The following is a 13,627-nucleotide window of genomic DNA, read 5'->3' as shown; positions in this document are numbered from 1 at the left end:
AATCCGACACAGCACCAGACAAAGCTTTGTTTTTAACCGCCATTTTTAAACCCCCTGTTCATCTGCACCATGTGCCGTGTCGCTGTCGTTGGCGTGGAACACCCAAAAATCCAGAAAGCGCGAAAAAAATCCGCGCGTGAGACCCACACCGGTCCCGGAAACGGCCCTTCGTCGAAGATTTGCCCCCCTCCCATCAGTTCCTCCGAGTGTGCCTTTTCAAAAAAAGTTTTCGGAAACTCGCGCGCAGAACAATTGTGGGACCACACCGGTCCTGGAAACCGCCGCTTTGGAGATTTCCCTACCCCCCTTCCTTCGGGAGCTAACGGCGGCGGCCGGTAGCGCCGACACCGGCCGCCGCTTCGAGCATCGCGGGGAGAAAGGTAGAGCCGCGATGCAGGATCCTGACTAGCTCGATGCCACCTTGAGCAGCTTGACTGCGTGGTGGTCGATCACCGCGCCGCCGACGCGCTTCGTCGCGTAGAACTTCACGTAGGGCTTCGCGGTGAGCGGGTCGCGAAGGATGCGAACGCCCGACCGATCTGTGATCATGTAGCCGCGCTGAAAATCACCGAATGCGACGGGCATCGCATTCGCTTCGATGTCCGGCATGTCCTCGTCAAATTCGACAGGATAGCCCAGCAACATGGGTGGGAGCCCCTTCGACAGGGCAGGCTGCCAGAGGTATCGATCCTCAGCGTCTTTCAGCTTGGCGATCTTCGCAGCCGAAGCCGAGTTCATCAGCCACGCGCCGTTGCTGCGGTACTTCGCCTTCAGGCTGAAGACGAGATCGATAAGCGTGTCAGCACCATTGTGAGTCTCGTCGGAAAGGCTAGCCGCGACCCCGGTCGGAACGTATTGCAGCTTATCCGCATCTCGGGTCGCGTCAGCGGCGGGGGCGGCGTCATAGGTGAGGAAACCTCGCGGCTTGTTGATGCCGTCACCGTGAATGAAAGCGCCACCTTCCTGTTCATTGAAGGCGTCCGTGATCTCAGTGGTTAGGAACTCACCGAGATTGTAGGCGCTGTCGTCGAGCAGGTTTTGGGTGACGACAGGCATCGCATAGACCTCGCCTGCGAAAATCTCCAGCATCCGCAGTGAAACGCCAGCCGTCTCGGGGCGCGCCTCCGTTTCGCCCACCCAACCAGACGCGAGGCCACCCTGTGAGACGGGCTGCTTAAAACTCGCCGAGCTGGTGGTGATCACCCGTGCCAGGCGCCGCATAGCGCTATCGTCGCGCTGGTGCCGAATGATCTCTTTCGACAGTTCCTCCGGGACCAAGTAGCCCCCATCCGGATTCGAGTCCGACCGCATCGCAGCCCTTACTTCGAACCCTTCGGTCAGAGCATCCGGACGCCCGGTACGGCCAAACACACCGAGATTGGCGACCGCCTGCCGTCGGGCAGCCGGCGTATCGTCGTCGCCGCTGCCGACGCCGCCGATCTTGAAGGCTGCAAGCGCTCGCGCGTTCTCATCGATCGCGGATTCAAGCTCGTCGACGCGGGAGCCTTGCTTTTTCTTCCAGTCCTCAACGGAAGTCTGAATGTCGGTGAGGATGGCGGCCGCATCGGGCCCTTGCGCGTAAACACGGCCGACAAGGCCACGGGGAGTTGCATTCATTGGAGTGTCTCCTTGAGAGAGGCAATAGCGTCAGCCAGCGCTACTTTTTCCGAGCGCGCCTCGGCCTTTGCATGGGCTAAAGTCTGACGACGCTCGGTGCGGCTCCACCCGGCCAAAACCATGGCCCGATCAAGGACCTTCTCAGCCGCAGAGCATTTGGTTGCCGATGGGGCCGATAGCCAAGCCTGGTACAGCTTTTGGAATTCGGGATCAGTGCTCATGCGTCCGTCACCTCACGTCGCGCAGCACCCGCCAGTTGCGGGATGCTGTTTTCTCGTTTGCGACTGGAGGTCTTCGGCGTTGCGGCAGCGCGAAGCTTGCCAGCTTGGCCTTCGACGGACTCGGCAGCGCGAAGCAATGCCGACAACCAGGACGATCCGGCAGCGCGAAGCAATGCCGATTCGATGCACAAACTAGATTCGATTTGGAGGAATCCTGTCAAGGGGGTTCCCGATGCTTTGCACAAAGCGGCGCATGATTGCGGCCGGCTCACGCGTCCCCGTTGGCGACGCGCCCGCGGAGTGTCGCCCAATCGCATCAGTTTCTCTGTCGCCTCGATCCGAAAGCCAACAATGCGCCCGCCGCGAATCTCGTCAAACGAGGCGCGCGCTAGGCCTGCTCCCATCAGCTCTAGAACGCTATCGACGCTGCCGCCGGCGGCGGCCGCATCCCGTCCCGCCTCGGTGTCTTGCAGCCAGGTCGCAATGAGCGCGCGCAAGGTTGATTGAGAGATAGGGGAAAGCTTAGGGAGGATGTTAGGCACAGGCGCGCTCCCGTAGCTGCAGCATCAACAGCCGCGCCCCACTCCCCGGATGATCGAGCTCTGCTTCCGTCGCTGCCTGCTCCATCTGCGGGGTAATCCGCTCCACAGCATCGGCATAGGCGCAAGGGGTTAGGCAGGTTCGCAGATCCGATTCCCATCGCTCTGCCGCCTTGTCACGACAGACCTGTTGGCTGGATGTAATCTCCCTCATGCCCCCGCCTTTGATGGGCAGCATGAAGTGCGTTTGGGCTTGGGCCGATCCCGGCGCTCCTCCTGGCGAGCCCGTCTTCAAAGGTTTCTCTTCAGAGGTTACTTCAAAGGTTTGGGTGTGCGGTTGCACACCCTTAACGGTGTGCGGTTGCGCACCCTTACGGTGTGCAGTTGCACACCCTTGAGCCGCGGCGCTCGCGCACCCGAGTGCGGACCAGTTCACGCGGTAGGCATTGCGATGCGACTTGCCGCCATGCCGGACGCGCTCGATCAGGCGTTCGCCCGTTTGCTGCCACTTGCGGCTTTTATCGCGGCGACCGCCCTCCAGCTCTTTGATTGCGGTTAGGACGGCGGTCCGGCTGAATCCGGAACACTGCATAAGCCGACCGATGCTCGGGTCGCATTGGCCGGTCTCGCGATTGTAATGATCGACCACAATTACGCCGATCGATTTGGCCGAGGACGACAAGTCGGCCCGCGTCGCAAGAGCATAGTAAGCACGCGTTTTGAACTCGCGCGGAAGCTTCGTTTTCGCGGCAGATCGTGTCATTACGCAGCCTGCATTTTGGGGCGCTGCGCGTTTTGCAGAGCTGCGCTAAGTCGTTGATATTTGGAAAGTGGGTTTCGGCGGGTTTTACAGCTAAGCCGTTGACCCGACTTGAAATCGTTTGGACTGAAAATCCGCGTGTCGGTGGTTCGAATCCGCCCCTGGGCACCACTTCTCTCCTGCTGGCATTCGCTCCTGTCGGACATTTCCGTCGGGATGAAGCGATGTCATTCGGCGATCCAATTCCGTTCCGCTGGTGCCTTCGAGTAGTACCCTGCGGAGAGTACTTCAGAATAGCCTTGTTACCGGCAAGTCGGAGCTATGGTTGCAATGAGCTCGTCGGGCGAAAGGATTCTGTCCCAATCTTCTTTTCGAATTTCTGTCGTCTTCAGATCGTTCTTCACGCGTTTTAGAAGCCCGCGAACATCTTGGTTCATGCCCAGCTTGTCCAGCGTATCCCAATCCAGCGTATCTCGTTCACGAGCTGGAAAGAGGACTTGGGAAGCGTTCGGATCTTCCACATCTAGCTGAACTACGCCTATCCCGAAGGAGGCCGACAACCTTCTGAGTTCAGACTGAAAATCGTCGTCAGTCGAGATGTCGGCAGCTGCCAAATAACCCTCGTTGCTCCAAGATGAATTTGACACCGCCTGAAAGAAGGCTTCTCGAAGATTGCCGAATGACAGGCGCTTCTTGATCTCAAACGAGTAGAACTTAACCGCCATCGCGCCCATGGCGGCGCTCAGTTCAACGACGTCTAAACACCAGTCTCTAAGCGGATAGTGGATCGCAATTACATCGGGGTGAACCCATTCGCCAAATTCTTTGCGAGAAGACGTGTTGTGCCGGATAGTTTTTGCGTATGCATTGAATTGTTGGTCGACGAAGTAACTGAGAAATGGATGCAGGCTGCTCTCTTTGTAATGGTATTTTTCAGGGACCTTTGGGTCAGATGATGCCACCCTTTCAAGCTCATTGGCTCTTTGCTTTGTCGCCAACTCTTTCAAAAAGTACCGTGCGGGGCGCGTTCCTACTTTTACGAATTCCGAAAGGGGATTGTCTCGTTGGTCAAGAAAGACAGCGGAATAGAGCGTTTGGCCAGGGGTTTTGCCCTGGCTTTGGAGTTGAGAGTCGTAGCCTTTTGCGGTTGCCACCTTCCAAATCTCGGAGGGTGAGAGAGGCCGGTTCTCTTCCGAAAGCACTCGTTTCGCCAACTTTAGAAAGGTAAGCTTCTCCATCTCCTTTTTCCCCCCATCCGCCACGTGAGTGTAGACTTCAAGTCCGATAAACACGGCTGAACTATCTCATGCGACCAGTCTTCTCGCACCTCAAAGTAGTGCGCCCGGCACCATTCTTTCCATCAGCTAGGACACCTCGAAGCGCAGGATAGCGTTCCAGCGCCTCGCTACTGGCGTACGCGATCACTGCGCGATGGCGCTTCTGACCCGGCCCTTCCGGTAGGCCTCCAGCTCCGCCGGGGTCAGCTTCTCTTCGGTGATGTTAATGGTCACCTTCTCGATATCGCCGGTGAACTTGAACGGCACCTTGTAGTCCTCGCTAACCGGCGTGCCGGTGTCCTCGCCGATATCCAGTGTCTCGTCGAGCGACATGCGATAGGGGATGGTCTGGTCCAAGCGGCCGCTGGCGGCCTTCTCGCCGTCCACCGAAAGGGTGGCTTCGCCGCCCTTGCCGGGGCCGCCGCCGTCATAGTTGAAGTCCACCGTGATGACGTGCCGCCCGGGCGGCACTTTCTCATCGCCCGCCACTTCGTAGCGCTCCACGCCGGCGAGGTTGTAGTGGAACACCGGCTTGCCGTCGCGCAGGTAGAGCCCGAGGCCGCAGAAGCGTCCGCCCTGGGTCATGATCAGCCCTTCGGCACCGTCTTGCGGAATGTCGACGATGGCGCTGATGCCGAACGACTTGTTCTTCAGATTGGGCGCGCTGCCTTCCGGAATGCGCGTCATGCCGTCGTAATAGGTGAACTCGGAGAGACCGCGGATATTGCTCGGCCGGTTGGTCACGTCGAGCCGCTCCACCTTGGTGTTGTCGAGGGGCAGCACGTCGTATTTGACCGCCTCGATATAGAACAGCCGCTGCAGCTCGCGTAGTTTTTCGGGATTCTTCTCGGCCAGATCGTTGGCTTGGCTGAAATCCTCCGCGACGTTGTAGAGCTCCCAGTTATAGCCATCGATCGGATCGACATATTCGACCACGCTGGCCCAAGGCGGCGCCACCGGCGTGGTCGCGGCCACCCAGCCGTCATGATAGAGCGCGCGGTTGGCGAACATCTCGAAATACTGCGTCTTGTGCTGCGAGGGCGCTTCTGGGTCGTCGAAGGCGTACATCATGCTCACCCCTTCGATCGGCTCTTGCTGGATGCCGTAGACCGAGAACGGCGCCGGAATGCCGGTCGCCTCCAGCACCGTCGGCATGATGTCGATGACATGGGCAAATTGCGGGCGGATCTCGCCGCGGGCCTTGATCTTGGCGGGCCAGGAGACCGCCATACCGTTCCGCGTGCCGCCGAAATGCGAGGCGACCTGCTTGGTCCACTGGAACGGCGTGTCCATCGCATGCGCCCAGCCGATCGGATAGTGGTTGAAGGTCATCGGCCCGCCGAGCTGGTCCATGCGGGCCAGCACCTCGTCGAACGGCTCCTTCAGATTGTTGAAGAAGGTCATCTCGTTGAGCAGCCCTTGCGCGCTGCCCTCGGCGGAGGCGCCGTTATCGCCCTGGATATAGATGATCAGCGTGTTGTCGAGCTCGCCGAGCTCCGCGATGGTGTCGACGATGCGGCCCATCTGGTAATCGGCGTGAGCCAGCGCCGCGGCGTAAACCTCCATCATATGGGTGAACAGCTTCTTCTGATCATCGTCGAGGGAGTCCCAGGCGGCGATCCCTTCGGAGCGTTCGGTCAGTTGGGTGTCCGGCGGGACGATGCCCATCGCCTTCTGCTTGGCCAGCGTCATCTCGCGCTGCTTGTCCCAGCCCTGATCGAACTTGCCCTTGAACTTCTCGATCCACTCTTTCGGGGCATGATGCGGCGCGTGCGCCGTGCCGGGCGCGTAATAGGCGAAGAACGGTTTCCTCGGCGCCACGGCATGCTGCATGCGGATCCAGGCGATGGCCTTGTTCGCCATGTCCTCATCGAAATTGTAGCTGGGGTCGTCATGGGGCGGCTCGATGGGCCGCGTATTCTCCACCAGCGCCGGAGCCCATTGATTGGTGTCGCCGCCGACGAAGCCGTAGAAATATTCAAAGCCCAGCCCCACGGGCCACAGGCTGAACGGACCGGACTGGCTGGTCTGCCAGTCGGGCACGTTATGGTTCTTGCCGAACCATGCCGTGTTGTAGCCGTTCAGCTTCAGGATATCGCCCAAGCCCCGCTTCGATTGCGGCTCAAGCGTGTTGTAGCCGGGATAGCCGACCCCGGCCTCCATGATCACGCCAGTGGCAGCGCTGTGATGGTTGCGCCCCGTCAGCAGAGCGGCGCGCGTCGGCGAGCACAGCGCCGTGGTGTGGAAGGCGTTGAACCGGAGACCGGCATTGGCGATGCGGTCCATGGTCGGCGTCGGGATCGGTCCGCCGAACGTGCTGCTGGCGCCGAAGCCGACATCGTCGGTCAGGATGATCAGGATGTTCGGTGCGCCTTCTGGCGCCTCGACCGGCTTCGGAAAATCCTTTACCGAATCCGCCGGCGTCAGCCCGATCGTGCCCTTGAAGGGCGGATCCGGCATCGGCAGCACCGACCGGTCGATGTCCTGCGCCGCGACTGACGAAATCGAAAAAAACAGCAGAGCTGCCGTGACAAGGAATACGCGAGAGTTTTTCATCGGATTGCTCCTCAAGTACTCACTCGACCTTCTCGATGTCAGGTAACGCCCACGACTTGTCGAAGAACGGCTCGGTCGGGCCATAGAAGCGGAAATAGGCGAACCAGCCTTTGTCGGCGTTGGTCTGAACCCAGTTTGCTTCATGCCCTTCCGGCGCCTCGGGCCCGAAATAGACATCGATCGACCCGTCGTCGTTCCTGACGATGTCCTCCTTGCGCGAAGAAATGTCAGGGCGCCCCTGTTCGGTGACCTGCATCTGCCGCGTGCCCTCGTCATAGGCCGTGACCGACCAGAACCCTGCGGCGGGCGGGTCCGGCGGAACGTGCAGCTTGTAGGTGTTCTCTCCCGAGAGCCACTTGCCGTCCCCGTCTTTGTACGAGGCGATGTAGCGCTGACCGACGCCCGGCGTCTCAGTCAGCATGGCCTTCGAGATGGCAACGGCCTCGTAGAACCAGGCGGCCCGCTCATCGAGCTGATCGTAGGTATTGGCCTTCTGGTCTGTCGAGACGACCAGGGCGTGCTTCCAATTGGTGCCGTCCCAGAAGGGGGGCTCGACGCGCTTGTCGGTCGTGTTGGCCTTGGCCATGGCTTCGCCGACGATGACGCCGTCTTCGAGAATCTTTTTCTGGCGTTCGTCAGGTTCGAATGGCTTGCCCTTCTCGATGCCGAGGAATTTGAGCTGCGCCAAGATGAATCGGTCACGCTCCTCGACCGGTTCACGCTGGATAACCTCGTTCAGGCCGTCCCAATAGGCCATCCCGTGGGGCGGCATTTGGCTCCACGTCTTGTCGCCGGCGGCGCGTGCGGGCATTGGCTCTCCCGTGCCTTCGGGCGTCCAGCTGTAAGTCTTGATCTGCGGCACTAACTCCGCGATCGCCTTTTCCTTGTCGTCCCCCAGGAGCCGGAATCCGGCGAACACATCGCGACTGGGCGATTCCACGACGAAATAGCCGTCGGCTTCGACCGGGCCGTATCCGGGCGGCACGATCAGGTACTTGCCGCCCTTGCCCATGTCGGGGCCAACCACACCAAGATCGGCAAGCACACGCTGCCAGTTGTCGAGAACCATGCCCGCGATCTGTCCGGCGGGGACCTCGATGACGAATGGCCCGGTTTCCTCGAGGTCGATGAAGGTGATGATGTACGGCGTGGTGTAGTTCGGCGTCAGGATGCCGAGCTTCTCGGCGAAGTCGAAATAGTTCAACATCTCACCGCTCTTGCCATCGAAGACGTTATAGTGGGCGCGGCGCCATTGATTGAGACCGACCGCGGGGATGCCCCAGATGTAAGCCTGGGCCGCCCGTTGGAAGTCCAACTCGTCGTAGAGCTTCTGGACCGACTCCTGGGAAGGGTACCCGCTCTCGAACGTGAGCGGACCGATACGGGTGTCGATCGTTTCTTCGGTGTTCGCTTCCTCGGCGCCGGCAAGCGCAAGCCCGAGGGTAAGCGCAATCGCTGCCAGAACCTGTCGCATGATAAGCCTCCTCCCCATCGGACAAGCCGAAAAGAGGGGAAAAGGGTCACCCCGATTCCCCTCCGTGAGGGCGTAAAACGGGACGTTTCCAGGAGCTTTGCTCCAGAACCTTTTTGGGGTGCAGCGGAGGGCCGCGCCCGTTGACCTAATGCACGATCACGCTCGCGAAGAGGTTGCATGCGGTCGGCACGAACCTTCGCGGCCCGGCGGACTAGGGCGCTGCCTTATTCGGCCTCGCCTCCTTTTTCGTCCTCATTTTTCTTGATGGCGCCGGTCACACCGCCCACGGCAGCGCCGGTCTTGGCGCTCACGCCGGGCAGGATGGCGCCGGCCGCGGCACCTTTCGCTGCGCCCTTGACGGCGCTGCTGTCGCTCTTCTGATCATCGTCCTCGGCACTCGCCGATGTGACCGCCAACACGGTCAGCGGCAGCATCAGACTGAGCGTTAGAATGCGGAACGTCTTACGCATCTTCATGGCACTTCCTCCTTGCATCTTGCTCCTTGCATCTTGGCCCCGGGGATGGGGCAAAACCTTCGGAGCGTTCAGCCGCTCCGGAGGGTTGGCCGCGCGGCGGAGACTGAGTGGAGACGCCGCCAGCGGCGCGGATATCGCAAAGCGCTTATTCGGGAACCGAGCACGTGCTGGAGCCGTCCTCCCACATGCCGCCGCGAAGCTCGCAAGCTCTCTGGGACTCTTTCGCCACGCAGCCGTCAGCTTCGCGGTCCCAGACACCACTGGCAGCCTCACAGGCAGCTTGGGATTTCACGTTGGACAGATCGACGGCCAAGGCCGGACCTGCGAAGCCGGCGACCAGGATGAGGATGAGATAGGCATAGAGGCGGTTCATGGATCTTCTCCGTAGACAAAAAGTGTCACCTTCCTGCCTATCCGATCGCCTGCTCAGCCAGCCTTCCCAAAGTCTTGCGGCTGCTCTGCCGACACCGATCCTGCGTCGATCGCCTTTGACTGCGACCGTTGGATTCGGCCGGCTCGCTCGCCGTCTTCCTCGAAACTCGCCATTCGGTCTGGCGGTTCCATAGGCTAAATAATTCTACTCAAGGCGGGGTTGGCCCCGTGTTCTACGGAGGACAGTCCGCAGAGAACGGTCGCCACGATGGATGCCCGAGGGAAGCTCCATCGCTCTATGCTCCCAGCATCGGCGAGCGACGCTGAAATTGGAAAATCCCTTTGTTTCCAAATTCGATGGTTTTGTCCTCGCCTCCGGCCCATCTTTCATTGCAGAAAGACGGGCGAGCAATATGTGGTGTGCCGGTCCATGGTCTTGTCCGTCTAGGCGCCGCCAGCGAGGCCGTGTTTTTGAGTCAATCGCCGATGCCTGAAAAGACGGACCACGCCGGGTCGGGCCATTCAGCCCATGGCATGGCGGCAAGGCTCTCGCCGGCGCAAGCCGTGTTGGCGATTATCGCCGTCACGGCGGTTATCCGCGTTATCTTTGCCGCAAGCCTCGGCCTTGGCGTCGATGAGAGCTACACCGCCGCGACCGCGCGCCATTTGCAGCTTGGCTATTACGATCATCCCCCGCTCGCCTGGTGGCTTGCCTGGGCCGGGGCGCATCTGTTCGGCGGGGAAACCGCTCTGGCGCTGCGCGTGCCGTTCATTGCGCTCTTCGCGCTGACCACGTGGCTGATGTTTATCCTGACGCGGCTGCTCTTCGGAGAGCGGGCGGGTCTTTGGGCCGTGGTGACGCTCAATTGCGCGCCGGTCGTCGCTTGGACCAGCGGCACTTGGGTGTTGCCCGACGGTCCGCTCAACGCCGCTCTGCTGGCCGGCGCCTATTGCGCCGCCGTGGCGCTGTTCGTTCCCGGGCGGCAAGCCCCGCTTTGGTGGCTGGCCGCAGGCCTCTGCGGCGGCCTCGCCATGATGGCGAAGCTGCACGGCGTCTTTCTCTTCGCCGGCATCGGGCTTTTCCTGCTCACCAGTTCCCGCCATCGTCATTGGCTGGCGAGCCCATGGCCCTATTTGGGGGCCGCGCTGGCAGTGGTGGTCTGTCTGCCGGCGATTATCTGGAATGTGCAGCATGGCTGGGCCGCCTTCGCATTTCAGGCCGACCGCGCAGATCCGCGCGAATTCACGCCATGGGGCCCGCTCCTTGCCCTCGGCGGCCAAGCCCTGTACCTGCTTCCCTGGCTTTGGCTGCCGCTGCTCCTGTGCCTCGTGCGGGCCTGCCTCGGCGGTCCCAGGCAAGACCGGCAATGGATGTTGGCCTGCTTGGCCATCGGGCCGATCATAGCGTTCACATTGGTCGCCGGCATCGGCACCCGCACGCTGCCCCATTGGGCAGCGCCCGGCTATCTGATGCTGTTTCCGCTGCTCGGCCGCTGGGTCGCCAATGCGCTTGAGGTAGGGCGCAGCCGGATGCGGCGCTGGCTTGCCGTAACCGCGATCTCCATTGCGGTCCTGCTCGCCGGCACCATCGCGCTGGCCCAGCTTCCCTGGGCTTGGCTGGCGCCGTCGAAGGCGGCGGGGCCGCAATATCCGCTCCGCGCCGCGCTCGATTGGAGCGATCTGCAAACCGAGCTTGAGGCGCGCGGCTTTCTGACCCGGCCGAACCTGTTCGTTGCGGCGACCGGTTGGCAGGATGCCGGCAAGATCGACTATGCGCTGCACGGCCAGCTTCCGGTGCTCTGCCTGGCGCGCAACCCGCACGCTTACGGCATTCTCACCCGGCCGGAGGCCCATCGCGGCCAGGACGCATTGATTATCGGACAAAATTTGCCCCTCTCGAAAGTCGAGCGTTTTTATGGGCCGTCCTTCCAGAGCATTACAGAACTGTCGCATATCCCCATTAAGCAGGGAGGAATGCCCGTGCTTGATCTGTCGGTCTATCTCGGGCGCGGCTTCAGCGGTGTGTCCGCAGACGGCCGATTCTGAACCAAAGCCGGCAATCTTTGTTGCTCCTGACGAATTGTAACGAAGTAGCAGCGTGGCGTCGGGGGATGTGAGTCATGCGGAGTTCTTCGAAGCAAGCGTCGATGCGCCTGGGAGGGGCCGGACTGGACGCCGCGCAAAGGCGACCGGTCGCCCCGCGCCCCGGTCACGCTCCGGCAAACGACATATACGCTCCGGCACCGTCGATGGAACCGCTCCCGGCCGAACTTTCCATCATCATTCCGACGCGGAACGAACGCGGCAATATCGAACCCATTGTCGCTCGATTGACGCGCGCTTTGCAGGGCATCCGTTGGGAAGTCATTTTCGTCGACGACGATTCTCAGGACGGCACTATCGCCGCGGTGCGAGAAATCGCCCGGCGCGATCCCCGTATTCGGGGCATCCGGCGGATTAAGCGCCGCGGCCTGGCGGGCGCCGTGATCGAAGGCATGCTGTCCAGCTCCGCGCCGCTCGTCGCCGTCATGGATGGCGATCTGCAACACGACCCGGCCGTGCTGCCCCGCATGCTCCAGATGCTGAAGGGCGAAGACGCCGACCTCGTCGTCGCCACCCGTCAAGCCGGGGAGAGCACGGGCGAGGCGGATGCGGCCCTGTCGCCCGACCGGCAGCGCTTCAGCGATCTGGCCAATTCGCTGGCTAGGCGATTGCTGCATGTCGAGCTGAGCGATCCGATGAGCGGCTTCTTCATGATCCGCCGGGGCGTCGTCGAGCAGGTGGCGCCGCGGCTCTCCAATCAGGGCTTCAAGATCCTTCTCGATATCGTCGCCTCTGCGCCCCGCGATTTGCGCATTCGCGAATGCGAGTATCAGTTTGCGCCGCGTCTGGCCGGCGAGAGCAAGCTCGATCTCGTGGTCAGCCTGGAATATCTCGGCCTGCTTCTGGCCAAGCTGACCGACGACCGGCTGCCGGTCCGCTTCATCATGTTCGGCCTTGTCGGCGGCAGCGGCGTCGCCATCAACATCGTGGCGCTCTGGGGTCTGCTGTCGGCCGGAATGCAATTTGCGCTCGCTCAGTTCAGCGCCACCATGCTCGCCATGCTGTCGAACTATCTGCTCAACAACGCGCTGACCTATCGCGACCGCCGCCGTCACGGCTGGCGCTTGCTGACCGGCTTTGCGTCCTTCGCCATGATCTGCGGCGTCGGCGTGGTGGCCAATGTCGGCTTGGCGACGCTCATCTACCAATGGGACACGATGTGGCTGCTCGCCGGGCTTGCCGGCGCGCTTGTCGGCTCGATCTGGAACTATGCGGCGACCTCGGTGGTCACCTGGCGCGAATAGCCGGCAGGATCGCCGCTACAGAACGTAGCCCCTGGCTTCACCGCCGGCTGGCGGTGCGATACGGCAGGTGATCAGCCGCATTGCCGCCCCTGCACAATCGGCGACAGCTCCTATATGAAGGGCCGGTATACGAACGCCGGACGCTGCGGGATTCCCTTGCGGCCCGGAGGAGAGGGCTAGTCCCGGAAGGTCACGTCATGCGCCCGATATTGCTTCTCTGTGCAGCCTTGCTGGTGCCCGGCTCGGCCTCGGCGCAAAGCCTTGCCGACCGCATCCCGCAGGTCGAGGATCAATGCGTCGTGCTGGTGCACGGTCTCGGCCGCGGCGAGAGCTCGTTCTTCGTGATGGAGAAGCTGCTCTCCGCTGCGGGCTACCAGGTGGTCAATGTCGATTACCCCTCGCGCAGCGCCACCGTCGAGGAGCTCGTCACCTATCTCGACGAGGCGGTCGCCGAATGCGGCGATCAAAAAGTCAATTTCGTCACCCATTCCCTCGGCGGCATTCTCATTCGCGGCTGGCTCGGGCTGAAGACACCGGAAAATCTCGGACGCGTCGTCATGCTGGCGCCGCCGAACCACGGCTCCGAGGTGGTGGATGCCATCGGCGACCTGGCGCTTTATCAGTTCATCACCGGCCCCGCAGGCCAGCAGCTCGGCACCGACAAGGAAAAGGGGCCGGCGCGGTTCGGACCGGTCGATTTCGACCTCGGCGTGATCGCCGGAAACATGTCGGTGAACCCGGTCTTCTCCGCCATGATCCCGGGCGAGGATGACGGCGCGGTCTCGGTCGAAAGCACCAAGATCGACGGCATGGCCGATCACATCGTGCTGCCCGCCACCCATACCTTGATGATGAACAATCCGCTGGTCATCGCCGAGACGATGATCTTTCTGCAGACCGGGCGGTTCGACCCCGATCTGACCTATGGCGAGCTGGCCCGCCGCCTGACCGAAGGGACGAGCGAAGACGCGGAGTGAAGGCGGGGCGG

General features: G+C 61.7%; 10 protein-coding genes. 3 read left to right on the top strand and 7 right to left on the bottom strand.

From position 1 onward, the window contains the following. Window positions 1-405 precede the first annotated feature (405 nt). The 7 genes from HT051_RS13955 to HT051_RS13925 all read right to left on the bottom strand — a co-directional run bounded on the left by HT051_RS13955 (window position 406) and on the right by HT051_RS13925 (window position 9,293). Window positions 406-1,617 (bottom strand): phage major capsid protein, encoded by a 1,212-nt coding sequence (locus HT051_RS13955; RefSeq protein ID WP_174542600.1) that lies wholly within the window; start codon window positions 1,615-1,617, stop codon window positions 406-408. Between the two features lie 755 nt (window positions 1,618-2,372). After that, the gene (locus HT051_RS13950) at window positions 2,373-3,140 is read right to left on the bottom strand and encodes a hypothetical protein (RefSeq protein ID WP_174542599.1); all 768 of its coding nucleotides are present in this window, start codon (window positions 3,138-3,140) and stop codon (window positions 2,373-2,375) included. 299 nt (window positions 3,141-3,439) lie between these two features. Next, window positions 3,440-4,429: an HTH domain-containing protein gene (locus HT051_RS13945; RefSeq protein WP_174542598.1), complete on the bottom strand. Its 990-nt coding sequence runs from the start codon at window positions 4,427-4,429 to the stop codon at window positions 3,440-3,442. A gap of 129 nt (window positions 4,430-4,558) precedes the next feature. Then, window positions 4,559-6,970: a sulfatase-like hydrolase/transferase gene (locus HT051_RS13940; protein ID WP_174542597.1), complete on the bottom strand. Its 2,412-nt coding sequence runs from the start codon at window positions 6,968-6,970 to the stop codon at window positions 4,559-4,561. Window positions 6,971-6,989: 19 nt separating this feature from the next. After that, the gene (locus HT051_RS13935; RefSeq protein WP_174542596.1) at window positions 6,990-8,444 is read right to left on the bottom strand and encodes a DUF1254 domain-containing protein; all 1,455 of its coding nucleotides are present in this window, start codon (window positions 8,442-8,444) and stop codon (window positions 6,990-6,992) included. Window positions 8,445-8,668: 224 nt separating this feature from the next. Next, window positions 8,669-8,920 (bottom strand): hypothetical protein, encoded by a 252-nt coding sequence (locus tag HT051_RS13930; protein WP_174542595.1) that lies wholly within the window; start codon window positions 8,918-8,920, stop codon window positions 8,669-8,671. Window positions 8,921-9,065: 145 nt separating this feature from the next. After that, window positions 9,066-9,293 carry a hypothetical protein gene (locus HT051_RS13925; protein ID WP_174542594.1) on the bottom strand — a complete coding sequence of 76 codons (228 nt, stop codon included), beginning with the start codon at window positions 9,291-9,293 and terminating at the stop codon, window positions 9,066-9,068. A gap of 485 nt (window positions 9,294-9,778) precedes the next feature. On the opposite strand from HT051_RS13925, the gene HT051_RS13920 reads away from it, so the two are divergent. From HT051_RS13920 to HT051_RS13910, 3 genes are all read left to right on the top strand, one after another. Then, the gene (locus HT051_RS13920) at window positions 9,779-11,338 is read left to right on the top strand and encodes a glycosyltransferase family 39 protein (RefSeq protein WP_174542593.1); all 1,560 of its coding nucleotides are present in this window, start codon (window positions 9,779-9,781) and stop codon (window positions 11,336-11,338) included. A 203-nt stretch (window positions 11,339-11,541) separates the two neighbouring features. Further along, window positions 11,542-12,639: a glycosyltransferase family 2 protein gene (locus tag HT051_RS13915; protein ID WP_174542592.1), complete on the top strand. Its 1,098-nt coding sequence runs from the start codon at window positions 11,542-11,544 to the stop codon at window positions 12,637-12,639. 197 nt (window positions 12,640-12,836) lie between these two features. Next, window positions 12,837-13,616, top strand: a complete 780-nt coding sequence (locus HT051_RS13910; RefSeq protein WP_174542591.1) for an alpha/beta fold hydrolase — start codon at window positions 12,837-12,839, stop codon at window positions 13,614-13,616. The last annotated feature ends 11 nt before the right edge of the window (window positions 13,617-13,627 follow it).

The sequence above is a fragment of the Methyloligella sp. GL2 genome (assembly GCF_013341275.1).
GTDB lineage: Bacteria > Pseudomonadota > Alphaproteobacteria > Rhizobiales > Methyloligellaceae > Methyloligella.
Note: the sequence above shows the minus strand (reverse complement) of the source record. Positions and strands in the feature narration are given on the sequence as shown.

Excerpts from the sequence above, each read along its gene's own strand:
- HT051_RS13955 (WP_174542600.1), bottom strand. The coding sequence starts at position 1,617 with ATGAATGCAACTCCCCGTGGCCTTGTCGGCCGTGTTTACGCGCAAGGG.
- HT051_RS13950 (WP_174542599.1), bottom strand. The coding sequence starts at position 3,140 with ATGACACGATCTGCCGCGAAAACGAAGCTTCCGCGCGAGTTCAAAACG.
- HT051_RS13940 (WP_174542597.1), bottom strand. The coding sequence starts at position 6,970 with ATGAAAAACTCTCGCGTATTCCTTGTCACGGCAGCTCTGCTGTTTTTT.
- HT051_RS13935 (WP_174542596.1), bottom strand. The coding sequence starts at position 8,444 with ATGCGACAGGTTCTGGCAGCGATTGCGCTTACCCTCGGGCTTGCGCTT.
- HT051_RS13930 (WP_174542595.1), bottom strand. The coding sequence starts at position 8,920 with ATGAAGATGCGTAAGACGTTCCGCATTCTAACGCTCAGTCTGATGCTG.
- HT051_RS13925 (WP_174542594.1), bottom strand. The coding sequence starts at position 9,293 with ATGAACCGCCTCTATGCCTATCTCATCCTCATCCTGGTCGCCGGCTTC.
- HT051_RS13920 (WP_174542593.1), top strand. The coding sequence starts at position 9,779 with ATGCCTGAAAAGACGGACCACGCCGGGTCGGGCCATTCAGCCCATGGC.
- HT051_RS13915 (WP_174542592.1), top strand. The coding sequence starts at position 11,542 with ATGGAACCGCTCCCGGCCGAACTTTCCATCATCATTCCGACGCGGAAC.
- HT051_RS13910 (WP_174542591.1), top strand. The coding sequence starts at position 12,837 with ATGCGCCCGATATTGCTTCTCTGTGCAGCCTTGCTGGTGCCCGGCTCG.